This is a genomic window from Undibacterium sp. RuTC16W, from assembly GCF_049339445.1.
GTDB lineage: Bacteria > Pseudomonadota > Gammaproteobacteria > Burkholderiales > Burkholderiaceae_D > Undibacterium.
On the sequence record NZ_JBMPPE010000010.1, the window covers coordinates 24,769 to 50,209 of the forward strand.

The following is a 25,441-nucleotide window of genomic DNA, read 5'->3' on the forward strand; positions in this document are numbered from 1 at the left end:
ATCCGATCCTGATAACAAGCCAGCACAAGTGCTAAAGCTTGTTAAGCACCCGTTGATAAAGGTCGAGATAATTCAGCGACATTTGCTCTGCGGTGAATAGCTCTTGATAACGTTGCTGGGCTTTGCCCCCCATCTGAGCAGCTTCTGCCGGATGATCCACTAAGTAGCGCATCGCTTGCCTGAATGCCAGAGGATCGTTCGGCGGCACAACTAATCCGGTCTGACCCGCAATATTAATATAGGTCGTTCCTGTCCCGATCTCGCTGGAGATCATAGGCTTACCAAACATCGCTCCCTCTAACAGGGAGATACCAAATGCCTCTGAACGCAGGTGTGAGGGAAATGCAAGCGCGTAACATAAAGTCAGCAGAGCGACCTTATCCGGCTCTGGTAAAGCGCCAAGAAAATGAACATTCTTCAGGCCCAATGCTTGCGCCTGACGCTTGAGATCTGCCTCCACCGGACCATCACCGACAATGACTACCGGAATATCGCTACCAGCAGCCGCTTCTAGCAAGATGTGCAAACCCTTGTAGTACCGCAACATGCCGACAAACAAAAAGAATTTTTCACCTACCCGCTGACGCCAGTAATCAAGCAACTGCGCTGAGGGTGCAGGATAAATACTTTTATCAAGGCCGTAAGTGATGATCTCTGTCTTGTCTTTGTAACGCTCCAGTATCGGACTGGTAGCAAGATAATTCGGCGACGTAGCAACAATTCTGTCTACGTCGTTTAAAAAACAATGCTTCAATGGCTGGTAGAGTTTAAGCAAATATTTTTGACGAACAATATCTGAATGGTAGGTCACTACAGACGGTTTTTTAATATTGCCGAAAAAATGAGCCACATCCATGAATGGCCATGGAAAATGATAATGAACGACATCTGCGACCTTAGCTAACTCTTTAAACCTGGATAAGGCAGTCCATGAGAATCCTGTAGAGGCAATTTCAAAATTCAGCGGAGCACGATGGACCCGATGCCCCTCGAACTCGAGCTCAAAGTTGCTTTTATCGCGGGTTAAAGTCAATACCTCGGCGCTAACACCTAGGCGCGCCGTGCCAACGACCATCTGGCGTATCACCTGCTCTACCCCACCAAAGCTGTCAGGGTAATAGGTGCGGTAAAAATGTAGCACTTTCATGGGCGCACGCTCATCATGACTTTTGTACCACCTTGTAAGCGATCACGGTATTTTTCACACAGGCATCCCACGTCAATTCTGCAGCCCGTTGCAAACCTCTGGAAATTGCCATAGCGCGCCACTGATCGTCTTCCAGTGCTTTTTTCAACCCGAAATGAATAGAGGTGACATCACCTGGTTCAACCAGCATCGCCGCACCGGCGGCCACTTCAGGCATGGAAGAACAGTTTGATGTGAGGACTGGCACACCACTTGCCATTGCCTCTGCAATAGGCAAGCCAAATCCTTCGTACCACGACGGATAAGCGAATAAACGGCAACCAGCATACAAGAGCGGAAGAAATTGTTCATCTACGAATCCAAGATATTTCAACCACCCCTCAGTCACCGCACGTTCAATCTGGAGATGAATTTCTTCGCTTTGCCATCCTTCGCCGCCAACCAACACTAGAGGCCACTTGTTTCGAGTAGCAAGAGGTAGCATGCGATAAGCCGCTAACAGGTTGATCAAATTTTTGCGCGGCTCTATCGTCGATACAAATAAACTGTAACCATCACATTGCAATCCAAATCTTGCCAGTGCGGGGGTCAATTCTGTTGTGGAGCGCGGGCAAAATTCCTCATCAACGCCAAGTGGAATTGCGCGCACCTGATCAGGCTGCAAGCTGAATTCCTGTATCACTTCCAGACGTGTCGCGAGAGAATCAGTTAACACTAGACTGGCTCGCTTGATCGCTTGTGGTATCGCTACATGCATGCGATCAATCCGGGCTTTCGGGTGCCATTGAGGATAACGATAAACAGAAAGATCATGTATTGTGACCACGCTTGGCAAACGAGTGTTCGGAACGAAGTAATTAGGTCCATGAAAAATACCCTTGGAGACCTTATTTAGCTGGCGACTAGCCATCAGAGGGATCAGTGCACCGTATGCTCTGGCGACAAACGGCAAGCGTCCAAGGCGCTGGCGCATCCGGCCTTTATAATTGAGCTGTGGTGCAGGAGGTGGCTCCATCGGCTTTTGATCGGCGTTACCGACAAGACCCGTCGCAGAGTTAATGCGAGGTAAATCGGCCCAGAGACCATCAGACAAATATCTTACTGATTCAATGTCTGTCTGCAGCGGCAAGCGTGTTGCCAACTCCCATGCATATCTTCCGATACCGGCCAATGGTGGGCGAATCGCCTCGGTAGATAAGATAATGTTCATACTGACACACTCTCTGCATTCAACATCCACGCCAGCGTATCTTGCAGAGGGATCGACGGTAACTTACCTATGTACTGCTGTAATTTAGATGGATCTCCCATCAGTTTATGCACTTCATTCGCCCGGACAAACGCAGGATTAACGCGAACATCGATCTCATAACCGGCTAAGGTCTCTGCCATATGAATAATCTGGCGCAGCGTGTAGCAAGTACCGGAGCAGATATTAAAAGTCTGACCAGCAGGTGCCAACTCTAGCAAACGCGCATACGCTTTTGCCACCATGCGAACATCGGAAAAGTCTCTGGCAACGTCAAGATTACCTAATTCAATGTGCCGGGCTTTACGGCGAAAATGACTGACGATCTTTGGTAAAAGAAAATTCTCTGGTTGGCCTACCCCAGTGTAATTAAACGGGCGCGTAATGATGATCGGCAGTTGATCCATCCATAACCGTGCAACATGCTCCATCGCAAGCTTGCTGACGCCATAGTCGTTCGCTGGCATTGCTGGTTCAAGCTCACTGATAATCTCAGTTCTGGTGTTGCCGTAAATATTAGCGCTACTCGCCAATAAAACGGCGCGTGGTCGCTTCTCAAGACTGGCAAGAGACTCGAGTAAGTGTCGGGTACCAAGCACATTCACCCGATAGATCGCCTCGGCGTCACCATGTGCCACAAACGAGATCGCAGCCAGATGAGCGACGACATCTGGCTGAACTTCGGAAATCACTTCGTTAAGACGCAGGCGGTCACAAAGATCAACCGCATACGTGTCAGGACCGCGCGCATCTGTTCCATGAACCGTACCAAAAACCTGATATCCGGCAGCCTGTAATTCAAGAGAAAGAATGTGTCCGGTAAACCCTCTCAGTCCCGTGATGAGGGCGCGTGGTTTACCAGCAGGATCAGAATGAGTTGCCATTGGCATTACGGCGCAAGTCGGCTTCAACCATCATTTGACATAATTGCTCTAAGCTTGTTTTAGGTTCCCAGCCCAATACATCTTTCGCTTTTTGTGGATTGCCGATTAGCAATTCCACTTCCGCCGGACGATAAAACTTAGGATTGACTCTGACCAGCACCTGATGGGACTTGGTACAAACAGCGGTTTCGTTTTCTGCTTCACCTTGCCATCTCAACTGAATATCTGCCGCCTTAAATGCCATGGTGACAAAGTCGCGCACGGTTTCTGTACGGTTAGTTGCCAGGACAAACGTATCCGGCTTGTCAGCCTGTAGCATGCGCCACATGCCTTCTACGTATTCCTTGGCAAATCCCCAGTCACGCTTGGCATCCATGTTGCCCAGCTCAAGACAGTCGAGCTTACCTAGTTTTATCTTGGCTACAGAGTCCGTGATTTTACGGGTCACAAATTCGCGACCGCGTAGCGGCGATTCATGATTGAACAAAATACCGCTGCAACCAAAAATACCATACGACTCACGATAATTAATCGTCATCCAGTGTGCATATAATTTGGCAACACCGTAAGGGCTGCGTGGATAAAAAGGGGTAGACTCGATTTGTGGAACCGCCTGTACTTTGCCAAACATCTCTGAAGTGGATGCCTGATAAAAACGGATCTCGGAATTCACAATACGTATTGCTTCGAGCAAATTAAGCGCACCGATCCCGGTAATCTCCGTTGTTGTCAAAGGCTGATCAAAAGAAACTCCGACAAAACTTTGTGCTGCAAGGTTATAGACTTCTGTCACACCGGTGGTCTGCAATAGACGGATACTGGCTGAAAGATCCGTCAAGTCGTATTCGACCAGATGCAAGTCAGGATGGTTTTCAATTCCTAATTCTGCGATACGCCAAAAGTTAACCGAGCTGGTGCGACGATAAGTGCCATACACCGTATAGCCTTTTTCCAACAACAACTCAGCGAGGTAGGCGCCATCTTGTCCAGTAATGCCTGTGATTAATGCTTTTTTACTCATTCATAAACCTCTTCGCCGAGGCGAATATTCAAATTCTTCTTATTTTTCAACCGACCATATCAATTGGGGGCACTCATGACGAGATATACCTGTGACGTTGATCACACTTGCTCAGTATACAATAGTCACTTGATTTACTTACAAACTCTTGCATCAGAATGGCAACAGAATGTAAAAGTGCGACCTTAACCGGAGATCAGGAGTTAGATCGCGCCATAGCGCTGACGATACGCGGCTACGGCATCCTTGTGCCGGGCTATCTGAGTATCTGCACCTGCGGCAGACAAACAATCAAACAAATCATTCAGGTTGGCAATGGAGATGACCGGCATACCATAGGTCTGACTGACTTCTTGAACAGCCGAATGCGCAGACAACGCGTCATCCTTGCCTGAACGCTCCATACGATCAAGAGCAATTAATACTGCCGATGGGGTAGCGCCCGCATGACGAATCATGTCTACCGATTCGCGCACCGATGTGCCGGCAGAAATAACATCATCGATAATCACGACTTTGCCTTGTAATCCGGCACCGACGATGGTTCCCCCCTCGCCGTGGTCTTTAGCCTCTTTACGGTTATAAGCAAACGGTACATTGCGGCCTTTTGCCGCAAGCGCAACTGCGGTGGCAGATGCCAGAGTAATACCCTTGTATGCCGGACCAAACAGCATATCGAATTCAATGCCAGAATCAAGCAAAGTCTGTGCATAAAAATCCGCAATACGTCCTAAATTTGCCCCATCGTTGAACAGTCCCGCATTAAAAAAATAGGGAGAATTACGCCCTGCTTTGGTAACAAATTCTCCAAAGCGGATAACCCCGGCATCAACCGAAAAGCGAATAAATTCTTGTTTTAAATTTTTCAAAATGATCTCTTTTTTCTGTCAGAAAGCACCAGGCGGCCTCTCAGACAAGCATAATAGATTGCGGTTAATCGTCAAACTCGGAAGTATAAACTATGATCTGAGGCGGGCTTCTTTTTAGGTGATAGACCCAGCCTGTTGTTATGCTGATTTTCAAAGCGAAAATGAGATTTGAAAATCAACACAATCCCCGGACGCAGAATCATCTGGTATTCTTTTTACCTTACATTTCAACCGATATCATATTGTTATGACAAAAATCATCTCAGCCAATCTCAATGGCATACGTTCTGCAGCAAAAAAAGGCTTTTTTGAATGGATGAATCAACAGCAGGCTGATTTTGTTTGTGTACAGGAGCTGAAGGCGCAAGAGCCGGATATGACGGGTGATTTTTTGATGCCGCATGGCTATCACGGACATTTTCATTATGCGGAGAAAAAAGGTTACTCGGGTACCGGCGTATACAGCAAACAAAAACCTGATGCGGTAAAAATCGGTTTTGGCAGTCCTGAATTCGATGCAGAGGGCCGTTATGTGCGCTGTGATTTCGGTAACTTATCGGTGATTTCTGTATATTGCCCGTCCGGCTCCTCCTCGCCTGAGCGTCAGGAAGCAAAATTCCGTTTTATGGACTTGTTCATGCCACATCTAGCCTCCCTGATCGCAGAGGGACGGGAGCTGGTTATTTGCGGCGACTGGAATATTGCACACAAAGAGATTGACCTGAAAAACTGGAAAAGCAATCAAAAAAATTCCGGCTTTTTACCTGAAGAGCGCGCCTGGATGACGACCTTGTTTGAGGAGCTAGGATGGGTAGACGTGTATCGCCGCTTACACCCGGAAACAACCGGTGACGCATATACCTGGTGGAGCAATCGTGGGCAGGCGTGGGCAAATAACGTCGGCTGGCGTATTGACTATCATGTGGCAACTGCCGGCATCGCGGCAAAGGCGAAGCATGCCTTTATCTATAAAGAAGAACGGTTTTCCGATCACGCACCACTGATCATTGAGTACGCCTAAGTCTAGGTCTGCCTACCTGACATCGTCACCATCCTGAGACGGACATGCGGCAAACAAGATAACGAACGAATTTTACATACTCCTAAGTAGTATGCAATTGTATTACATGATTCCGCTTATCCTTACTGCGGAATCATGTGAATAAATGGCATACTCCCCTTATTTCCTATCATTATCGGACAGAAACTTGTCAGCGTCGGCACTCATTATTTGACGACATCACTGCGCATTACCCGGTCTTTTTTCACCCCAGACAATTTGCTTCCCTGCTCTTGCACATAGACCTCGAGCGCCTCAAGATCGTGACCGATAATCTGGCGCTGCTGGCCTTGTTTGAATATAGTGAAACCATCGCCACCGTCGGCCAGGAATTTATTCACAATCACTTTGTATGAACGCGCTGGCTGGATAGGCTGACCGTGTACACGCAAATCCTGAATACGCTGAGAGATATCCGACGCGGAGTTCCATCGATAGCTAAAACCATTGGAGACAAAAAGCTTCTTAGGATCGTCAGCATCGCGTCCTGCCCATTGCTGCTGAAGTAACGCGATGATCTGCTCGCCGGTCAAACTCATGCTGACCAACTCATTACCAAACGGCTGTACGGCATAGATATCGCCGAAGGTAACGTCAACTTCTTTGCTATCCGTCACGGAAGGTAAATCGCTGCGAATACCGCCTGCATTCATAAAAGACACATCAGCCGACCCAAAGCGTAAGCCGAACTGTAATTGCGCGTCTGAAATGACATTACCCAGAGCGCTGTCAAATCCACGAGAGCCACTTGAGCGAGTCAACGGTGTAGCCAGTTTCGTCACAACACGTTGACGTATTTCTGAGGTCAGGGTACTGACTTTATCAACCAATTGTTGTGCGACAGGATCCGCAACCAATGCCCCCTGATCAACCAGATAATTGGTCGCATTGGCGGACACGACCTGATTGGTACTGCGATTAATCGTAAGCTTAGTTTCAGTCAGATAAGCGCCATAGCTGCGCGCCTGCACCAGCAAACGACCGTCAATCTTGCAGGTATAGCCTTGATGCGAATGCCCGGACACCACCATCGTGACAGCCTTATCCAATCGGCGGGTAATATCGACAATCGGTCCTTTTAAACCTTCGCACTGATAGCTAGGATCATTGGCGGCACCCACATAATTGGCGCCCTCGTGTATCAACACTACAATCACAGAAATACCCTGCGCCTTGATCTCCGGAACATAGCGATTAATCGCAGCAGCTTCCTCATCGAACTGCAAAGTCTTGATGCCCTCAGCAGAAACCAGATTAGGCGTATCCGATGTCACTGCACCGATAAACGCGACTTTAATGTCGCCGACCTGACGGATGACATAGGGTTTCAACCACGGCTGCGCACTGGCCTTATCAATGACATTGGCCGCAATATAGTCGAATTTAGCCCCCTTAAATCCCGGAAATTCACATCCTTTGGCAGGGCAATCACCGTTGATCTTGCGCTGCAGATCCTGGCGTCCACCATCAAATTCGTGATTGCCAACCGACGTGACATCCAGCCCAATTTGATTCATGCCCTCAATCACAGGCTCGTCTTTGAGTATCGACGAACCTATCGGTGACGCACCGATCAGATCACCGGCGCCAACGAGTATGCTGGCCGGTGCTAATTTACGACGTTCTTTTAAAATACTCGCAAGATAGGCATAACCCCCCGCTGGTTTAGTTGCGGTCTTACCGTTCGACGTTGCCCCCTCCGCCGGAGCCAGGTAAGGAATAGGCTTGTCCGATTGCAGATTTCCATGAAAATCGTTGATACTGAAAATCGTGATTTCAGTGGTAAGGCCTGAACTAACCGCTGACTGCTTTGGTGTAGCACAGGCAGTTACTAACAAGGCGATGAATATGGATGCGACAGATTTCGTGCTGAACATATCGGTTCCCAAAAAAATAAAGCCTGCAATAACGCGTGGCGATATTGCAGGCTAGTACAAATCAGATTGTTATGACATTGAATTAAGTCAGTAATTCAATGTCGTCACGATCATTTTTCTCTATCAGATTAGAAATCTGTTGAGAACGTTACAGAAGCGTAACGAGGAGCGCCTAAGTAATAGAATACTGACTTACCTGCCGCTGTACCGTACGCCAGAGCATTCGTTACGTTGAAGCTAGATGGATTGCGATATTCTTCGTTCAACAGATTACTGACGCTTAAACGAATTGTTGGCTTCTTCAGATACGTTGTGTTTGGAAATTGATAGCCAGCGTCAAAACCAACGACTGTATATGCAGGAACCAATTCGTCATTGGTCATTGTCGCCCATTGCTTACCAGTATATTTCGCTTTCAAACGTGTGTACCAAGCGCCTGTTTCATATTGTGCACTCAGACCTGCTTTCCAAGTTGGCGTCAATGTCATTTCTTTACCAGCGGTTGGTAAAGTCGCTGTTTTACTAACGATCAGGTTATCCTGAATTTCGCTCTTAGCATAACCAAGTGAGCTGTAAAAAGACCAGCCGTTGACTGGTGTATTGCCCAATTCAACTTCAAAACCGCGAGTTTTAACTTTACCCACGCTAGTCAAGCTGCTCAGATTCGTTACAGGATCATAAGCAGTTGCCTGACGGTCGCGGAAATCAACCGAATATACAGTGAACTGGCCCGTGAGTTTTTCGCTTTGTAAGCGATATCCCAAATCCAGGTTATACGAAGTTTCTGCTTTCACATCGACGGGCATTGTCGCCACACCGTTTGTTACGACAACGTTACCTGTTGTGGCATATACAAAGTTTGGCGGTACTTTCATGTTCTTAGCCAAGCTCGCGAACACGGAGTTGTTGTAATCGATCTGGTAACGAGCACCTAACTGAGGCAATATTTCAGAGTAGGTTTTCTTAATGTTGTAGCTGACGGCGGAGCCTTCATTTGCATTGTTAGTAAAATCACGCTTCATTGTAGGTGCACGCAAACCGATGTTAATACTCAGTTTATCGTCCATCATGCTGATCGTGTCTTGGGCAAAGAACTGATACGCCGTGCTAATTGTTTTCCAGTCGCGACTTTGGAACGGCGAACCATCAGGGCGTAAAATACGGCCCTCACGCAACCAGACATCGTTTGAATTGCCGTTTGCATCCACAGCTACCATTGGTCCAAACTGCTCATGCACAGCACGCTCCGCCCAGAAACCAGCCAAAATCTGGTGGTTGCCAAAAGTATGTGTCAATGATGCAGTGATACCAGGACGATTCGTACGCGTGACGCTACTGTTAGCAACAATTACTTTATCCAAAGTATCGCCGTCGCCGTTCAAATCGACTGCGCCAGTTAATTTACCAGTTGATTGGTTCAGGAAAGCAGCTTCCGTTTGCAGGCGTTGCTGCACACCACCGGTACCAAATCCGTACCAGAAGTATGGTGTAACTTTCAAATCAGTGTCTTCACCCAAACGGAATTTGCCAACAGCAGATGCAATCACGTTCTGAAACGGATTTTTGGTCAACTGATAGTAAGTATCAGCATTGGCTTGTACCGGATCATTACCTGCTTTACCTGGTGTTGGCGCTACGTGACCGATAAACTGAGTTGAGTAATCGTAGTAGTAACCGTTTTTAGCCAGATCAGCCAGGTTGAAAGTACTGATATTTTGGTTAATCGCTTTGTTATACAAGATCGTACCGTTGATCGAATTAAAACGATCGAAATCAATGCGGAATCCCATATCGACGTGGTCACGGTTAGCACCGCCCGCACCTTTCCATTTATCAGCTTGCGCATGAGAAACGGAAATAAAGAAACGTGAGCGCTCATCCAGCATGCCTGTGTCATAACGGACATAGGTTTTGGACAAATTCAAGCCACCGACTGTTTGCATCAGGCGGATATTTTTTGTCTTAGATGGATCACAGGTAGTGATACCGAAATTACCGCCAGTCGCACCGATCTGCGGAGAGTCAACGTCTGTTGAACCTTGTGTTACGAACTGCGTGCAAGTATTTTCCTGATCCACAAATTCTTGCGGAAACACAGAGAAACTGCCGGAGTCATTAACCGGTACGCCGTTAATCGTTGCACCGATCTGATCGCTGTTGAAACCGCGCAATGTCAAACCGCCACCGAACAAACCTGTTGCATCGTAGTTGTAGCTATTCACCGCTGGCATCAGTTCCAGAGCTTCGTACGCATTGCCGGTCGGACGCTGTTTTGCCAGCTCTTCGGCTGTGATCGTGCTGCGTGCTTTTGGCGCGATTTCTTGCACCATCAAACCCATACCGACTTTCTTACCGGTGATGGTCACACGGTTAGGATCAGTTGGCTCGTTAGTTTCTGCTGGTGGCGTTGTTTGTGCGTAGGCACTCAGACACACCAGTTGGCAAGCGACAGCAACCATCGACAAGCGCGATGGAAATGCTGATGTATTTCTTGATTGTTTCATTTACTACTCCTGGATCAAGGGTTTTTAGAATTCATTACAAAACGATAAATCAGGGACCAATTTCTTCACTGCTTGAAATATTGCTGATCGACTTCAGTCAAAACAAAAACATGTTGCAAATAAATTTGAAAATTACTTCCAATCCTTAGGCTGAGCGTTGTAGTACCACAACATCTCCCTTTTTTAGGGCATTTAACATGCCAAAAAAATAAGCTTATTATCAGGATTGCGCAAACGATTGCTTGTATTCAAAAAGAAGAAAATTGAAGACCGCGCAAACGATTGCTATATTTTTTAAAAAAAACGGGAAAATCTATTTTCACAGTTACCGCACCATTTTTTAGAGTGCAATATGTCTCGTGAAGACTGAAATACCTTCTTTAAAGCAAAAAAGCAGGAAGCATGCCATTCGCAAATACCGTTCTTTTCTCACTACATGCTTTAGAAAAAACAGCGGTTTTTTTGCAATTTTCAGCCGATATATCTATGTCAAAGTAAAGTCTAACAACAAATTTTTACAAAAGCAAAGTCTGCCAGCCAATTATGAAGGCTTCGTGACATGAAGAAAAAGTCTGCAGAAAAAGGTCACAAATGAGACAAATATGCACAATTTGCACTATTTCAGTGCAAATTCAAGTCAAACTGAGTTGAGATAGGGGCGGCAAGCGCGGTTCAATCGATCGCAGCAATCTGTTTGACATTACTCCGGTAGGGAGCGATAACGCCAGAGCTCAAGCCTTTAGCGTGAGCATACAGAGGCATGACCTCGGGTAAGTGACGACGAATTTCCTCTATCCGGTCTTTGCCGGCAGGATGTGTAGAGAGCCATTGCGGTGGTGCACTTTTATTCACGATGGCCATCTTTTGCCATAATGCAATGCCAGCACGCGGATCGTAGCCAGCACGTGCCGCAATGTCGAGACCAACAACGTCCGCCTCTGTTTCGTCATCACGTGAAAATTTCAGCATACCTAAATTGGCGGCACCACCCACGACTGAACCGGCGAGATTCGGGTCATAGCCTTTGGCACCGGCGATAATTTCTGCGAGCTTGACACCAAAATTAGCCACCCTCGCCTTACCTGCACGCTCAGCACCGTGCTCACGCAAGGCATGTGCAATCTCATGCCCCATCACGATCGCTACCTCGTCATCCGTTAATTTGAGCGTGTCAAGAATGCCCGTATAAAAAGCAATCTTGCCGCCTGGCATGCAATAGGCATTGATTTGTTTTGATGCGATCAGGTTAACTTCCCATTTCCATTCCGGCGCACTGGGATTCCAACGCATGGCAAATGGCTTTAACTTTTCTGCAATCGCACGTAGCCGTATCACTTGCGGGTGATTGTCTGGCCCCAAAGCATGCTGCCCCTGAGCCTGCTGCAAGGTCTGTTGATACTGTATCGCCGCCTGTGACTCCAGACCACCGCCTAACTTACGAAAAATCGACATCTCGCCGACTTTCACGCCATCTTGTGGCTCAGGTGATTGAGCATAAGCAGATAAACCCGCCATCTGAACAAGCATCAGCACTGAAAAAAAGATCCGTTTCATTATTCCTACCTTTGATACATTTGACGACGACATAATAACGAACTAAAGAATATCAAGATGTCACAAATCGAAAAATCAGATACGGTCACCCACCAACGCAGGCAACGCTTTTTTTTCGTTCCAAGGCGCGACTTTAAACAGTAACAGTAAACCAGGAATCGCCAGCAAAAAGCACAAGAGAAAGAATTGGAACCATCCTGTCTGCGCGACGATATAACCAATCAGTGACGTGGTGAACGTACGCGGTACCGCTGCCAGACTCGTGAACAGAGCAAACTGCGTAGCGGTGTACCGTGGGTCTGTCGTACGTGCAATGAAGGCGACAAAGGCTGAAGTACCAAGCCCAACGCCAAAGGCTTCAAACGCCAGGGTCAATCCGAGCAAAAGCATATTCGGACCCGTATGTGCCAGCAACGCAAAACCCAGAATACTAAGCGCCTGCACCACGCCAAATATCCACAAAGCACGGTTAATCCCTAGCCGTATCATCCAGATCCCACCGACAATCCCACCGGCAATGCTGCCCCAAAATAATGTGACCTTGGCAATCGCCCCGATCTGCGTCAATTGAAAACCGAGATCAATAAAAAATTTGGTCGCCAGCGTCGCCGCCATACTATCGCCGAGGCGATACAGAAAAATAAAGCTCAATATCCAGACTGCATTGGCCCAACCGTCACGTGTGACGAATTCGCGAAACGGCAAGATAACCGCATCCTCAATTGTCTTCGGAGGATCGCCATAGACTTGCGGCTCCTTAACCAGCAAGGTGCACATCAATCCGGGCAACATAAAAGCTGCGGTAATCCAGAACACCCACTGCCAGCTGATTAAGTCCGCCAGAATCAATGACAAAGCACCTGGCACCAGTCCGGCAACTTTATACGCATTCACCTTGACCGCAGCTCCCAGACCTTGCTCATTGTCGTCCAGAATCTCGCGGCCAAATGCGTCGATCACAATATCCTGACTCGCGGAGAGAAACGCCACCAGAGTCGCCAAGGCGGCAATGACGGGTAACTGCGTCACCGGGTCAAGCCAGCCCAGACTGCCTATCGCGAAGAACAAGGCGACTTGCGTCAGCATCATCCATCCGCGTCGACGGCCCAAACTGCCAAAGCTGAAGCGATCCATCAAGGGTGACCAGATAAATTTCCAAGGATAAGGAAACATCACCAGAGTGAACAATCCAATCGCCTTCACATCCAGACCCGACTTGGATAACCAGGCCTGTACCAGATTGATCAAAATAAATAAGGGTAATCCTGAGCTGAATCCTAAAAAAACCAGGATCAGCATGCGCCGGTTCAGGTATTGCTGCCAGCCACCGGATTCCGTTTTATCTGACGCGACTTTGCTCGGGTCGTTGTGCTTATTATTCATGCAGATTTTTCTAAGTTAAGAATGCCAGCCGGTCACCCTGTCGGGCTACACAAGGTATCAGTTGTAATTAGTAGTAATTAGTCATGCTGAATCGGATGGTACAAATCCAGCGTAACTTACTACTGGCAGTGCTATTTTTTCCGCAAACGAAATACAGCAAGACTACCGCGCAAATTCGGTAAAAATGTCACTGGTTTGCCCTCATGCAGCGCTACACACTCCAACACCTCCAGACCTACTTCGTTCGCCAGATCAGCGAAATCGTAAATCGTCGCGCAGCGTAAGTTCGGCGTGTCATACCACTCATACGGCAAGGATTTGGATACTGGCATTTTGCCGCGCAACAAGGCTGTGCGATGCGGCCAATAACCAAAATTCGGAAATGATACTATCGCCTCCTGCCCTACCCTGGCAATATCGCGCAGCAAGGGTTCGACATGTTTCATCATCTGTAGCGAAGACAAACAAAGCACCGTGTCAAAACCATTGTCCTGGAACATGCTGAGACCATTTTCCATATCCTGCTGAATCACGTTGACACGACGCTGAGTACAGGCGAGGACTTTATCATCTGCGATTTCTATGCCGTAGGCCGCGCATTGTTTATCACTTTGCAGATAATCGAGCATCACACCATCGCCACAACCTACGTCGAGAATGCGGGCATTTGGCTTGATCCAGTGCGCGATAAAGGCCAGATCAGGGCGCAGTTCACTGAGTTCAGAAAAATTCATGACAACTCCTGCGCGATATTGTTGAAATAGGCGGCGACCAGATTCAGGTAGCGCGCATCATCAAGCAGGAATGCATCATGGCCATGCGGTGCATCGATTTCTGCATAGCTGACCGTACTCTGGTTACTGACCAGCGCCTGCACGATATCGCGGCTGCATTGCGGAGAAAAGCGCCAGTCTGTTGTGAACGATGCGAGTAAAAATTTTGCTTTCGTTCCCGCCAGGGCCTTGCTTAAGTCACCGCCGAATTGTCTGGCAGGATCAAAATAATCGAGTGCCTTGGTGATCAACAAGTACGTATTCGCATCAAAATAATCTGAAAATTTATCGCCTTGATAGCGCAGATACGATTCGATTTCAAAATCGACACCAAAACCAAATTGATATTCACCTGACTTCAGATCACGTCCGAATTTTTCTGCCATATCGTCATTAGACAAGTAGGTGATATGACCAATCATACGTGCCACCCGCAAGCCACGTCGTGGCACCACGCCATGCGCATAAAAATCGCCGCCATGAAAATCCGGATCTGTGAGAATTGCCTGCCGTGCGACATCGTTGAACGCAATATTTTGTGCTGACAATTTGGAGGTCGACGCAATCACGACACAGTGGCGCAACCGGTCCGGGAACAACATACTCCATGCCAGTGCCTGCATGCCACCGAGCGAACCGCCCATGACCGCCGCAAATTGCTGAATGCCAAGCCGGTCTGCTACCAGTGCCTGTGCCTTCACCCAGTCCTCCACCGTCACAACGGGGAAATCTGCACCATAAGGTTTTCCGGTGCCGGGATTCGAGTGCATCGGTCCGGTCGAACCAAAACAAGAGCCTAAATTATTGATACCGATGACAAAAAACCGGTTGGTGTCTACCGGTTTTCCCGGACCAATCATGTTGTCCCACCAGCCCACATTCTTAGGCTGATCGGCATATATACCGGCCACATGATGCGAGGCATTCAGTGCATGACAAATCAATACGGCATTCGATTTATCAGCATTTAAGGTGCCATAGGTTTCCACCATCAAGGTGTAATCGGTCATCGTCGCACCGCTTTGCAAAGTCAGTGCATCGGCAAAATGAAGCACTTGCGGCTCCACAATACCGACACTGCTCGCAGCGCGATGATCGGTTATTGACGAACTAGTAGTCATGCGTCTTCCTAGAGATCTGATCTCGTTTACTGATTTACGGTAATACAGGAAGGCTAAAAGGGGGGCTGAATGAGAGAGGTACTGCGTGCATTCAAGCTCGCTTTAGCCGTATTTATTGTTCTGAAATAATGTCAGAACTGCGCCCGCAAGCTGATTTCAAATCGGCGCAACAAAAGAAGGATAGCGAAGTCTGGGCCGGGCGTCAAACCTGATCCGCCAAGGCCAGATAAGCACCGAGCCTCATCAGATTGAATGAAGTTCCATCGAATTCATTGAAATTCCATGAAATCAAGTGCACCTGGTCAGAATCAGATCGATGCCAGCTGTGTCAGGTAGTCTTGAATTACATCCGGATCATAGCAATGCAGGATTTTTTTAATCAGTGCCTGAAGATTGCCGATATTCGTGTTCAGGATTTCTTGCTTAATCTCGGGCAACAAAGCAGCAGGCATCGAGAGTTCGCGAAAACCCATTCCTATCAGCAAGCGGGTGAGTCGCCGATCGCCCGCCATACCTCCACAAATCGCTACCGGAATTTCGGCACGCTGTCCGGCGGTCACCGTCATTGCCAGCAACTGCAAAATCGCCGGATGAATATCGCTGTATAAATGCGCGACCTCATGATCTGCGCGGTCAATAGCGAGCGTATATTGAATCAAATCATTGGTGCCGATGGAGAGGAAATCCAGTTTCTTCACAAACATTGGCAAGCTCAGCGCCGCAGCAGGCACCTCGATCATGGCACCGACAGGCACGGTATCGTCGAATTTTTGCGATTCGTGACGCAAAGACTCCTTGGCCTGGTCGATCAGGGCCAGAGACTGATCAATCTCAAAGGCATGCGCCATCATCGGGATCAGGATATGCACGGGGCCAAACGCTGAGGCGCGCAAAATCGCACGTAGTTGCGTCAAAAATAATTGCGGCTCGGCGAGACAATAACGAATCGCCCGCAAACCCAGTGCCGGATTTAAAATATTATGCTCGCTGGTATCCAGCGGCTTATCCGCACCGACATCCAGCGTACGTATCGTGACGGGTTTGCCTTTCATCGCCAGTACGGCATCACGATAGGCGACGAATTGCTCTTCCTCGGTCGGCAATTGCTGCTCCTGACCGGTACGCCCCATGAACAGGAACTCGGAGCGGAACAGCCCGACACCGCTGGCACCCGCCTCCATTGCGCTGATTGCATCTTGCGGCAATTCGATATTCGCCAGCAAGGTGATTTCTATCCCGTCCTGGGTAATCGCTGGCGTTTTTTTGAGTTTGGCTAATTTTTTACGCGCTTTTAACAAAGCTGCCAGGCGATGACGGTACTCCTCAATCACCAATGGCGTCGGTGCGACAATCACGACACCGGCGTCACTGTCGATAATCAGCCAGTCATCCTGCTGAATCAGGCGTGACGCATTGCCTAAACCGACCACTGCCGGAATACCAAGGCTACGCGAAACAATCGCGGTGTGCGAGTTCTGACCACCTTCATCAGTGACAAAACCGGCGAATGCCACATCACGGAATTGCATCATATCGGCAGGCGAAATATCCCGTGCCACTACGATCATATTGGCATTGCGCTCGTCGATCCCGGCCTCACGAGGCAAATCATGTGCGCTGCCGGTCAAGACTTTGAGTACCCGTTCTGCTACTTGCTGAATATCAGCTTTGCGTTCGCGCAGGTAGTCGTCTTCAATCTCATCGAACTGCGCTGACAAAGCGTCGATCTGGGTGACCAGCGCCCATTCGGCGTTGTAGTGGCGGGAACGAATGATATCCAGCGGTGCTTCAGAAATCATCGGATCGGACAGGATCAAAGCATGCACATCCAGGAAAGCGCCCAGCTCGGTCGGCGCATCCTGCGGCAAATCGGCCCAGATTGTTTGCAGTTCTTTATGGACCTGCACCAGCGCGTCCTTGAGGCGCTGGACTTCCGCCTCGATTTGCTCCTGAGCGACCAGATAATGCTGAACATCAAGCGCTGCCGGACGTAATAGATGTGCTCGCCCGATGGCGATGCCACGTGATACGGGGATACCTTGCAATGTAAATGACGCCACGCTTTGTCCCCTCGTTCTTTTATGTCGATCGTGATTTTTGCTTTGACTTAGCTGCCGCCGGTTTTATGAAGCAGCTAGGCCGCTGACCTCGCTACTCGCCTTCGCCAAACTTGTCATTTATCAGCGCGACGATGGCATCGAAACAGATTTGTTCGTCCTCGCCCTCGGTCTCCAGCATGACTTTGCTGCCTTTGCCTGCTGCCAGCATCATGACGCCCATAATGGATTTGCCGTTGACACGCCGGTTGTTGCGGGTGAGCCAGACTTCGCTTTTGTATTTGCTCGCTAATTGAGTGAATTTGGCAGAGGCACGCGCGTGCAGGCCAAGTTTGTTCACGATTTCGATTTCTTGTTGGATCATTGTGCTTTCACTTTTTGAACAGAACGAACAACATTAAGGAGAACTAATGGGGCGAAAGACGGACCCGGCTATCGACACGCAGCGCACCGTTTTGCCCACCGGCCAGCGCCATTTCGACCACCACATCTAGGGTATCGTGGCGATAAGTAATCGCACGTAACAGCATCGGCATGCTAATGCCGGCAATCGTGGCAACCCGATCCGGTTCGCCGAGCTGACGGCAGCAATTCGAAGGCGTACCGCCCAAAATATCGGTCATGACCAGCACGCCGGAGCCATCGTCGAGACGTTTGACGGCCTCACGGGCGAGGTGATTGACCTGATCAATATTTTGATCAGCAATCACATCAATCGCCTCCAGGCGCTCCGGCCTGCCCCGGAACACATGCGATGCTGCCTCGATAAAGGCCGAACCTAAAGGCGCATGGGTTAATAAAAGAATCCCGACCATTTTCACATTTCTGGGGAGTATGCACAAAAACCATGCTTACTCCGCACTATTTATCTAGACATTAAAAAATACTCTAGAGGAGTATATAAATTCCTTCATCTCATAGTACTGCTACAGGGATGTTGTTACCACTCTCACCCGGATGCTCGTAATGCAGAAAAGGAATTCATTTATCGCTCACTGCCGCCTCCAATGCGTCGATAAACATACCCGCCACATTGAAGCCTTTTTGCTGGGTAATCTCCTGGAAGCATGTCGGACTGGTGACATTAACTTCCGTCAAATAATTCCCAATGACATCTAATCCTACCAGCAACAGGCCACGCTGGTACAGTATTGGCGCCAAAGTCTGTGCAATTTCCAGATCCCGCACAGTCAATTCCTGCGCCACACCCACACCACCGGCAGCCAGATTACCCCGCACTTCTCCGTTTTGCGGAATACGTGCCAGCGCAAACGGCACGACCTTACCGCCGATCAATAAAATCCGTTTATCGCCGTGCACGATCTCAGGAATGTAGCGCTGTACCATGATGGTACGACGACCATTCTCCGTCAGTGTCTCGATCACCGATCCCAGGTTCATCCCATCTGCACGGATACGGAAGATGCCAGCGCCGCCCATGCCATCCAGCGGTTTGAGAATAATCTCCTGGTGAGTCTGATGGAAAGCACGAATCCTTTGCTCATCCCGCGTCACCAGCGTCGGCGTAGTGAACTGGCTGAATTGCGCAATACTCAGCTTTTCATTGTGATTACGGATGGCTGCAGGCTTATTAAATACGCGTGCTCCCTGCTGTTCCGCCAGCTCCAGCAAATACGTCGCGTAAATGTATTCCATGTCAAACGGCGGATCCTTGCGCTGCAAAACGGCGTCAAATTCACTCAGCCGCATCGCCTTGGGCGCCTCTGCACGATACCAGTCGTCAGCGTCGCCAGTGAGCGTGATCAGGCGAATATTTGCCACGACCACTCCACTTTCCAGCGCCATGTCTTCGGGGCCGAACGCATATAAGGCATAGCCACGCTGCGCCGCCTCGCGCATCATCGCAAAGGTCGAATCTTTGTAGGTTTTGAATTGATCGAGAGGGTCGGTCAGGAAGGCAATTTTCATAATCATTAATTGAACACCACTGTTTTTTACGATAGCAACACAAGTTTTTTGAGCTTGCCGGATAACTTGACCTGCTCACCCATGTCACGATTACCATCAACGCCGATATTTAAGTAAATACAAAACGAATACACTTTTCAGTTTCATCCGGCTCCATATTGCTCTGCTGCTCCTACACGCTCTGATGAATGCACTTCAGCGCACGTCAATAAACTTCAGGATTCGGGTCCGTTCTTTCCAGCTCCAGCGAGGCCGCCAGCAACGCCAGTCGCGCCACGACGCCATACATATAAAACCGGTTCGGTGCGGCAGTTCCCGGCTTGGCCTTCATGTCAGGCACCGCATGCTGCTGGGCAAATGCCAGCGGCACAAAATGCATGCCCGGTGCGTTGAGATTTTCATCAACGCCGCGATCTTCGTGGACACGATAAAAACCGCCAACCACATAACGGTCAATCATGTAGACAACGGGCTCAGCAACCGATTCGTTAATTTGCTCGAAGGTGTGTACGCCCTCTTGCACGATGACGTCCGAGACTTCTAGACCATCTTTGACGACCGACATTTTGTTGCGCTGCTTGCGGTTCAAATCACGAACTTCGCTTGAATCATGTACCGTCATAACACCCATGCCATAAGTACCAGCATCAGCTTTCACAATCACAAAGGGCTTTTCTTTGATGCCGTATTCTTTGTATTTTTTACGTATCTTTGCCAGAACGGTATCAACCGTCGCCGCCAGCGCATCAATCCCTGTACCTTCGTGGAAGTTAATGCCATGACATTTCGCGAAGTAAGGATTCAGCATCCAGGGATCGATATCAACCAGCTTCGCAAATTTTTTGACGACCTCGTCATACGCTGAAAAATGGTTCGTCTTGCGACGCACTGCCCAGCCCGCGTGCAGTGGCGGCAATAAAGTTTGTTCATTCAGGTTTTCCAGAATCGCCGGAATCCCTGCGGACAAATCATTGTTTAATACGATGGTACAAGGATCGAAATTCTTCAGGCCGAGGCGGCGACCATTGGCCGAGCGCTCCAGCGGCTCCAAGATGAGTTGCGTGCCATCGGGCAAGTCAACTGGCGTTGGTTCTTTAATATCTTCAGATAAGGAGCCGAGACGCACGTTCAGACCGGTCTGACGATAGATTTGCATCTGGCGTGCCACGTTTTGCAAATAAAAGGCATTGCGGGTGTGCCGCTCAGGGATCAGCAGCAAATTCTTCGCATCGGGACAATATTTTTCGATCGCGGCCATGGCGGCCTGCACGGCGAGTGGCAGCATTTCTTGCGAGAGATTATTAAATCCGCCAGGGAAAAGATTGGTGTCTACCGGCGCCAGCTTAAAGCCCGAATTACGCAGATCAACCGAGCAATAGAATGGCGGCGTATGCTCCTGCCATTCGAGCCTGAACCAGCGCTCAATCGCCGGTGTGGCTTCAAGAATTTTCTTTTCTAGATCATGCAAGGGCCCGTTGAGGGCGGTGACGAGATGCGGAACCATATTGACCTTTTGATAGCGGATACTAGCTGAGCGTTGAGACTGAATAGCCGATTTTAACGGGAATCAGCAACCGACGTGCCTGGTCTCGCTAACTTGGGATGAAATGCCAATTATCAAGATGTGTCGTCGTTTTGCCTCACTAAATTTGCATGAAAAAACAGAATGCAAATCTCAGGCGACGCCAGGCTGATGCACTGGCATTAAACGACAATTATGATTTGGCTAATAAATTGAAGTGCTCTACCGTCGGCGGCACAGCGAAAAAAGAACCCACAATCCCGCGCCACTGCAAGAACGCAGGCGATTCGCGAAAATCAACCGTATGATTTTCCAATGTATCCCAAAAAATCATGAGCACATAACGCTCAGGGGATTCAATGCCCTTGTTCACTTTATATCCGCGAAAACCCTTGGCGTGCGAGATCACCTCTGTCAAACCACGTTGAATGGCAAGATCAAATTCTGCCTGCTTGCCCGGCTGAATCCGGATATCGGCGAGTTCTAAAATCATGGTGCGTCCTTTTTAGTCAGTATTTTAGTCGTTAATAAGTTCTGCGAATTCTATGTCGGCCCTCTTCACACCAGCCTCTGATCGGTCAGCTCTTTTTTGATATACGCATAAAACACGGGTGCGGCAACCACACCGGGCAGACCAAATACGGTCTCCATCACCAGGATCGCTGTCAGCAATTCCCATGAACGGGCATTGACCTGCGCGCCGATGATACGGGCGTTTAAGAAGTATTCTAGTTTATGGATCACGATCATGAATATCAGTGATGCACCGGCGGTGTTGAGAGAATGTGACAGACCAACGATTACAATCACTGCGTTAGATACGATATTTCCGACGACCGGAATCAGGCCGGCGATAAAGGTAATCGCAATCATGCTCTTGGTCAGAGGCAAATGGATCCCCGCAAGCGGCAATACAATCATCAAATAAATAGCGGTGAAGGCAGTGTTAATCAACGAAATCCGCACCTGAGCAAACACGATTTTCTGAAACATCAATCCCAGATTAGCGACGCGCTGATGCAAGGCCGCAGCAAACGGACGATAGTTCGCCTGCTCTATGCTGTCCTGTAAAGCAACCATGCTACCGATCACCATCCCCAGCAACAGATGCACAATCACATGAAAAGCTTCCTGCCCAAGAATCTTGGCCTCTCCCGCATGTTCACGCAAAGAGTTGCTCAGCATCTCCCTCAAATCGTCCACATCGCCTGGCAAATTGGCGCTGACCCATTCCGGCATCTGATTACGTGAGGTCTCGATAATATCGGCGAGTTTTTGCAGTAACACATGCACATTGCCGCCATCACTGCGAAGATAGGCATACAGCGCCCAGATCATCACGGTGATCGCGGTGACAATCAGTACCGATAAAAAAATGACGGCAATCATACGCGCACGCTGACCGCTGAATTTTTTCTCTATCGTCGGAGCGAGCAAATGAATCAGCGAATACACCAGCAAGCCGGAGAACAAAGCCGCCAGCAAACCGGCCTTCAGCACCAGCAACAAAGCCAGTGCGGCCAGCACATAAGACGCCCATAGCGGCGCATTGAATTTAGTGGTTTGGGTCATAGAGAGTCATTCCGTAAAATTAGTCGGTGGCATCGATCAATATGGCGTCAAGATACTGTCGAGATTCGTTCAAGACCAGTATCAACGCAACAAGCCAATCACCGCGAGCAGCAACAGGCTCAGCGACGCCGTGATCGTCAGCACAAAACCTTTAGCACGTTTGCCGGGATCCTGATAATAGGCCAGCGCATACCAGATCCGGCCCACGACCCACACCGCACCACCGATAGCCGCAGCATGATCACCAAACCACAGCGTGCATAGCCAGAGAGAAGGTAAAAACAGGATGATTTGCTCTACGGTATTGACCTGCACCCGCATGGCACGTAAAAACTCGGGCGGTCCGTCAACAGCCGGAGCCTTGACGCTATAACGGCTGCGTGCACGGCTGACATTGACGGCAGTCCAGACATACACGGCCAGTGCCGCTATCGTTGCCCAGCTAGTCCATTGCATTTGCATCTTCGATCCGATCACAAACAGATTGAGGAAAATTCCAGAGAGCTTGCTATACCTTGTTGCATCAATAGAAACGGGTTTTAATAATGCGACAAGTATCATATGGCACATCGGGAAATAATTGATACAGACTTTTACATTTTGCGTGTCTTCCTGTGTCTTCTTTTTTGGGGTATTCGTCGTTATATGAGGACTGTGATTAATAAAACGAGGTACAAAATGCGCATCAATCTGAAAAAAACAGCCATTCTCTCCGCCACGACAGCATTATTGGGCCTGGCAGGCATGTCCGCAGCAAGCGCGGCAGATTTTGAAGATTTTGCCCGGGTCATCAGCGTCACCCCACAAGTGGAGCAAGTTAATATGCCACGTCAGGAGTGCCGCACTGAATACGAAAACGTACAACGTCAGCAACCGCAACGCGAACGTAGTGCCGGCGGCTCTATCATCGGCGGTATCGCCGGTGGCCTGCTGGGTAGCCAGGTCGGTGGCGGCAATGGCCGTATTGCTGCCGCAGCAGCCGGCGCATTGACTGGTGCGATCGTCGGCGATCGCGTCGACAATGGCAACAACGATAGTAATCGCGGACAAAGCACCTACGAGAGCCAGCCAGTACGTCGCTGCGCGAATGTTGACCGTTGGGAAACCCGCAATAACGGCTACGCTGTGACCTATGAATATCACAACCGTACTTACACCAGCATCATGCCGTATGACCCAGGCTCACGTTTGAAATTGCATGTCTCATTAACGCCGCGTCCATAATGCAGACTGCCATGTGAAAAAAATGCCGCAAATTGCGGCATTTTTTTCATGCAAAATATTTCCACATAGAATTACTTTTCACGCAATTTAGCGGGGAATCCACCATCTTTATAGTATGATCTTGCCGCAGCACTGCAAACAGTGATCCGTGTCCTACGACCACACGGCATCAAAAATTGACCGCGTTTTGATCACCATCACATGCGAAAAATATTAAAGCAATACGGTTTGTTGATCTGGCTATCGCTGATTCTGGTCGCTGGTTTCGTTTTCACTAATCTGGCTGGATTCATGGTGTCGCGCGATGCGATCCATCAGAGCTTGTCCGAGCAGACGCTGCCGATCACAAGTGACAATGTGTACTCCGAAATCCAGAGAGATATATTGCGTCCGGTCTTTGTCTCGTCGCAAATGGCGCACGACACCTTCTTGCGCGACTGGATCATTAACGGCGAACAAGAGCCGGAACAAATCGTTCGCTATCTGAAAGAAATCAAAACCAAGAATAATGCGATTTCCAGCTTCATGGTATCGAATCTCACGCACCAGTATTATCACGCCAGCGGTGTCCTGAAATCCGTCAGCCCGACCGAACCGCGCGATCAATGGTTTTACCGGGTCGCCGCCATGAAACCTGCTTACGAAACGAATGTCGATGTGGACATGGCGAATCGTGACAGCATGACGATTTTTATCAACTATAAAATTCTCGATTACAGCGGCAAATTTATCGGCGCAACCGGCATCGGCATGACCCTCGATACCATGAAACGCCTGATCGACAGTTATCAGACTCGCTTCCACCGGAATATCTATTTCGTCGATCAAAAAGGGACGATTGTTCTGGCTGGCAGTACTATCAAAAAATCCCGTAGTTCGCTACAAAGTACACCGGGAATCAGCGACATCGCCACGCAGATTCTGGCGAATAAAAAAAGTGATTCACTGCATCTGGAGTACAAGCTCGATAACGAGCATATCCTCGTCAATTCGCGCTTTATCCCTGAACTGGGCTGGCATCTGCTGGTGGAGCAAGAACTCAACAGCGATCTGAAACCTTTACAAGATATCGCCCTCATCAATATCGCGATCAGTGCGGCCATCACGCTGATTGTCCTGATCCTGCTGGTGTTGTCGGTAAAACGCTATCAAGCCCGCATAGAAAAATCTGCCGCAACCGATCAGTTGACCTCGCTGCTCAACCGCCAGGCATTTGACTTCGTATTTCAACAGGCGCTGCTCGATAGCGAACGCTCACGCCAGCCCTTGTGCGTAGCGCTGGTCGATATCGATTTTTTCAAAAAAGTGAATGACAAACATGGTCATCTGGTCGGCGATCACGTGTTGAAAGAAATTGCCCTGATCGCAAAACGTTCGCTACGCGAGAGCGATATCATCTGTCGCTGGGGCGGTGAAGAGTTTTTGATTTTATTAAAAAACTGTACTCTCGAAAAAGCCACATCCATTTCCGAAAACCTGCGCAGCACCATTGCGGCGAATGATTTTTCGCGCACCACCGATTTAGCAAAAGGCAGGCTCAGTATTACCGTGAGTATGGGTGTCGCGCAATGCAAGGACAACGAAAGCGAAGACAGCGTATTTGAGCGTGCGGATGTCGCGTTATATCAGGCAAAAGAAAACGGTCGTAACAGCGTGTATTTCTCTGAGTAAGGTCTCAGTTAAACTGGCGCAAAA

At 48.9% G+C, this 25,441-nt stretch carries 22 protein-coding genes; 3 read left to right on the forward strand and 19 right to left on the reverse strand.

The window, feature by feature from the left end; genetic code table 11:
• Positions 1 to 31: 31 nt before the first annotated feature.
• The 5 genes from ACO0K4_RS16900 to pyrE all read right to left on the reverse strand — a co-directional run bounded on the left by ACO0K4_RS16900 (position 32) and on the right by pyrE (position 5,170).
• Positions 32 to 1,147 carry a glycosyltransferase family 4 protein gene (locus ACO0K4_RS16900; RefSeq protein WP_422957839.1) on the reverse strand — a complete coding sequence of 372 codons (1,116 nt, stop codon included), beginning with the start codon at positions 1,145 to 1,147 and terminating at the stop codon, positions 32 to 34.
• Positions 1,148 to 1,160: 13 nt separating this feature from the next.
• Entirely contained in the window at positions 1,161 to 2,357 is a 1,197-nt protein-coding gene (locus ACO0K4_RS16905; protein WP_422957840.1) for a glycosyltransferase family 4 protein, read from the reverse strand.
• Positions 2,354 to 3,286, reverse strand: coding sequence for a GDP-mannose 4,6-dehydratase (locus tag ACO0K4_RS16910; protein ID WP_422957841.1), 933 nt, complete (start codon positions 3,284 to 3,286; stop codon positions 2,354 to 2,356). The genes ACO0K4_RS16905 and ACO0K4_RS16910 overlap by 4 nt, the downstream gene beginning before the upstream one ends.
• Positions 3,264 to 4,301 (reverse strand): GDP-mannose 4,6-dehydratase, encoded by a 1,038-nt coding sequence (gene gmd / locus ACO0K4_RS16915; protein WP_422957842.1) that lies wholly within the window; start codon positions 4,299 to 4,301, stop codon positions 3,264 to 3,266. The genes ACO0K4_RS16910 and gmd overlap by 23 nt, the downstream gene beginning before the upstream one ends.
• A gap of 203 nt (positions 4,302 to 4,504) precedes the next feature.
• Entirely contained in the window at positions 4,505 to 5,170 is a 666-nt protein-coding gene (gene pyrE / locus ACO0K4_RS16920) for an orotate phosphoribosyltransferase (protein WP_422957843.1), read from the reverse strand.
• A gap of 247 nt (positions 5,171 to 5,417) precedes the next feature.
• On the opposite strand from pyrE, the gene ACO0K4_RS16925 reads away from it, so the two are divergent.
• Positions 5,418 to 6,191, forward strand: a complete 774-nt coding sequence (locus ACO0K4_RS16925) for an exodeoxyribonuclease III (protein WP_422957844.1) — start codon at positions 5,418 to 5,420, stop codon at positions 6,189 to 6,191.
• 206 nt (positions 6,192 to 6,397) lie between these two features.
• Here ACO0K4_RS16925 and ACO0K4_RS16930 read toward each other — a convergent pair whose 3' ends face one another.
• The 14 genes from ACO0K4_RS16930 to ACO0K4_RS16995 all read right to left on the reverse strand — a co-directional run bounded on the left by ACO0K4_RS16930 (position 6,398) and on the right by ACO0K4_RS16995 (position 22,984).
• Complete coding sequence (locus ACO0K4_RS16930) at positions 6,398 to 8,107, reverse strand: bifunctional metallophosphatase/5'-nucleotidase (RefSeq protein ID WP_422957845.1); 1,710 nt, start codon at positions 8,105 to 8,107, stop codon at positions 6,398 to 6,400.
• 128 nt (positions 8,108 to 8,235) lie between these two features.
• Positions 8,236 to 10,611 carry a TonB-dependent receptor gene (locus ACO0K4_RS16935; RefSeq protein ID WP_422957846.1) on the reverse strand — a complete coding sequence of 792 codons (2,376 nt, stop codon included), beginning with the start codon at positions 10,609 to 10,611 and terminating at the stop codon, positions 8,236 to 8,238.
• A gap of 672 nt (positions 10,612 to 11,283) precedes the next feature.
• On the reverse strand, positions 11,284 to 12,165 hold the full coding sequence (locus ACO0K4_RS16940; RefSeq protein WP_422957847.1) for a M48 family metallopeptidase: 882 nt from the start codon (positions 12,163 to 12,165) through the stop codon (positions 11,284 to 11,286).
• Positions 12,166 to 12,240: 75 nt separating this feature from the next.
• Positions 12,241 to 13,548, reverse strand: a complete 1,308-nt coding sequence (locus ACO0K4_RS16945) for an AmpG family muropeptide MFS transporter (RefSeq protein ID WP_422957848.1) — start codon at positions 13,546 to 13,548, stop codon at positions 12,241 to 12,243.
• Between the two features lie 131 nt (positions 13,549 to 13,679).
• On the reverse strand, positions 13,680 to 14,282 hold the full coding sequence (gene metW, locus ACO0K4_RS16950; RefSeq protein WP_422957849.1) for a methionine biosynthesis protein MetW: 603 nt from the start codon (positions 14,280 to 14,282) through the stop codon (positions 13,680 to 13,682).
• Positions 14,279 to 15,442, reverse strand: coding sequence for a homoserine O-succinyltransferase MetX (metX, locus tag ACO0K4_RS16955; protein ID WP_422957850.1), 1,164 nt, complete (start codon positions 15,440 to 15,442; stop codon positions 14,279 to 14,281). Before metX ends, metW begins: the two co-directional genes overlap by 4 nt.
• Positions 15,443 to 15,750: 308 nt before the next feature.
• Positions 15,751 to 17,502 carry a phosphoenolpyruvate--protein phosphotransferase gene (gene ptsP, locus ACO0K4_RS16960; RefSeq protein ID WP_422957851.1) on the reverse strand — a complete coding sequence of 584 codons (1,752 nt, stop codon included), beginning with the start codon at positions 17,500 to 17,502 and terminating at the stop codon, positions 15,751 to 15,753.
• A gap of 91 nt (positions 17,503 to 17,593) precedes the next feature.
• Positions 17,594 to 17,863: an HPr family phosphocarrier protein gene (locus ACO0K4_RS16965; RefSeq protein ID WP_422957853.1), complete on the reverse strand. Its 270-nt coding sequence runs from the start codon at positions 17,861 to 17,863 to the stop codon at positions 17,594 to 17,596.
• A 43-nt stretch (positions 17,864 to 17,906) separates the two neighbouring features.
• Entirely contained in the window at positions 17,907 to 18,314 is a 408-nt protein-coding gene (locus tag ACO0K4_RS16970; protein WP_422957854.1) for a PTS sugar transporter subunit IIA, read from the reverse strand.
• 166 nt (positions 18,315 to 18,480) lie between these two features.
• The gene (gene gshB / locus ACO0K4_RS16975; RefSeq protein ID WP_422957944.1) at positions 18,481 to 19,428 is read right to left on the reverse strand and encodes a glutathione synthase; all 948 of its coding nucleotides are present in this window, start codon (positions 19,426 to 19,428) and stop codon (positions 18,481 to 18,483) included.
• 205 nt (positions 19,429 to 19,633) lie between these two features.
• Positions 19,634 to 20,932, reverse strand: coding sequence for a glutamate--cysteine ligase (gshA, locus tag ACO0K4_RS16980; protein WP_422957855.1), 1,299 nt, complete (start codon positions 20,930 to 20,932; stop codon positions 19,634 to 19,636).
• Between the two features lie 211 nt (positions 20,933 to 21,143).
• Entirely contained in the window at positions 21,144 to 21,443 is a 300-nt protein-coding gene (locus ACO0K4_RS16985; RefSeq protein WP_422957856.1) for an antibiotic biosynthesis monooxygenase family protein, read from the reverse strand.
• 65 nt (positions 21,444 to 21,508) lie between these two features.
• Positions 21,509 to 22,522: an AI-2E family transporter gene (locus ACO0K4_RS16990; RefSeq protein WP_422957857.1), complete on the reverse strand. Its 1,014-nt coding sequence runs from the start codon at positions 22,520 to 22,522 to the stop codon at positions 21,509 to 21,511.
• An 81-nt stretch (positions 22,523 to 22,603) separates the two neighbouring features.
• On the reverse strand, positions 22,604 to 22,984 hold the full coding sequence (locus ACO0K4_RS16995) for an MAPEG family protein (protein ID WP_422957858.1): 381 nt from the start codon (positions 22,982 to 22,984) through the stop codon (positions 22,604 to 22,606).
• 216 nt (positions 22,985 to 23,200) lie between these two features.
• Between ACO0K4_RS16995 and ACO0K4_RS17000 the strand changes: the two genes are divergently transcribed.
• Positions 23,201 to 23,746: a glycine zipper 2TM domain-containing protein gene (locus tag ACO0K4_RS17000; protein WP_422957859.1), complete on the forward strand. Its 546-nt coding sequence runs from the start codon at positions 23,201 to 23,203 to the stop codon at positions 23,744 to 23,746.
• Between the two features lie 201 nt (positions 23,747 to 23,947).
• A complete protein-coding gene (locus ACO0K4_RS17005) occupies positions 23,948 to 25,417 on the forward strand; it encodes a sensor domain-containing diguanylate cyclase (RefSeq protein WP_422957860.1) in 1,470 nt (489 codons plus the stop codon).
• The last annotated feature ends 24 nt before the right edge of the window (positions 25,418 to 25,441 follow it).

Bases quoted from the DNA above. Each gene is read 5' to 3' on its own strand.
- ACO0K4_RS16970 (WP_422957854.1), bottom strand. From the start codon at position 18,314: ATGGTCGGGATTCTTTTATTAACCCATGCGCCTTTAGGTTCGGCCTTT.
- gshB (WP_422957944.1), bottom strand. From the start codon at position 19,428: ATGAAAATTGCCTTCCTGACCGACCCTCTCGATCAATTCAAAACCTAC.
- gshA (WP_422957855.1), bottom strand. From the start codon at position 20,932: ATGGTTCCGCATCTCGTCACCGCCCTCAACGGGCCCTTGCATGATCTA.
- ACO0K4_RS16940 (WP_422957847.1), bottom strand. From the start codon at position 12,165: ATGAAACGGATCTTTTTTTCAGTGCTGATGCTTGTTCAGATGGCGGGT.
- ACO0K4_RS16945 (WP_422957848.1), bottom strand. From the start codon at position 13,548: ATGAATAATAAGCACAACGACCCGAGCAAAGTCGCGTCAGATAAAACG.
- metX (WP_422957850.1), bottom strand. From the start codon at position 15,442: ATGACTACTAGTTCGTCAATAACCGATCATCGCGCTGCGAGCAGTGTC.
- gmd (WP_422957842.1), bottom strand. From the start codon at position 4,301: ATGAGTAAAAAAGCATTAATCACAGGCATTACTGGACAAGATGGCGCC.
- ACO0K4_RS16985 (WP_422957856.1), bottom strand. From the start codon at position 21,443: ATGATTTTAGAACTCGCCGATATCCGGATTCAGCCGGGCAAGCAGGCA.
- ACO0K4_RS16925 (WP_422957844.1), top strand. From the start codon at position 5,418: ATGACAAAAATCATCTCAGCCAATCTCAATGGCATACGTTCTGCAGCA.
- ACO0K4_RS16965 (WP_422957853.1), bottom strand. From the start codon at position 17,863: ATGATCCAACAAGAAATCGAAATCGTGAACAAACTTGGCCTGCACGCG.
- ACO0K4_RS16990 (WP_422957857.1), bottom strand. From the start codon at position 22,522: ATGACCCAAACCACTAAATTCAATGCGCCGCTATGGGCGTCTTATGTG.
- ACO0K4_RS16905 (WP_422957840.1), bottom strand. From the start codon at position 2,357: ATGAACATTATCTTATCTACCGAGGCGATTCGCCCACCATTGGCCGGT.
- ACO0K4_RS16900 (WP_422957839.1), bottom strand. From the start codon at position 1,147: ATGAAAGTGCTACATTTTTACCGCACCTATTACCCTGACAGCTTTGGT.
- ACO0K4_RS17005 (WP_422957860.1), top strand. From the start codon at position 23,948: ATGCGAAAAATATTAAAGCAATACGGTTTGTTGATCTGGCTATCGCTG.
- metW (WP_422957849.1), bottom strand. From the start codon at position 14,282: ATGAATTTTTCTGAACTCAGTGAACTGCGCCCTGATCTGGCCTTTATC.
- ACO0K4_RS16995 (WP_422957858.1), bottom strand. From the start codon at position 22,984: ATGCAAATGCAATGGACTAGCTGGGCAACGATAGCGGCACTGGCCGTG.
- ACO0K4_RS17000 (WP_422957859.1), top strand. From the start codon at position 23,201: ATGCGCATCAATCTGAAAAAAACAGCCATTCTCTCCGCCACGACAGCA.
- ACO0K4_RS16930 (WP_422957845.1), bottom strand. From the start codon at position 8,107: ATGTTCAGCACGAAATCTGTCGCATCCATATTCATCGCCTTGTTAGTA.
- ACO0K4_RS16910 (WP_422957841.1), bottom strand. From the start codon at position 3,286: ATGCCAATGGCAACTCATTCTGATCCTGCTGGTAAACCACGCGCCCTC.
- ACO0K4_RS16935 (WP_422957846.1), bottom strand. From the start codon at position 10,611: ATGAAACAATCAAGAAATACATCAGCATTTCCATCGCGCTTGTCGATG.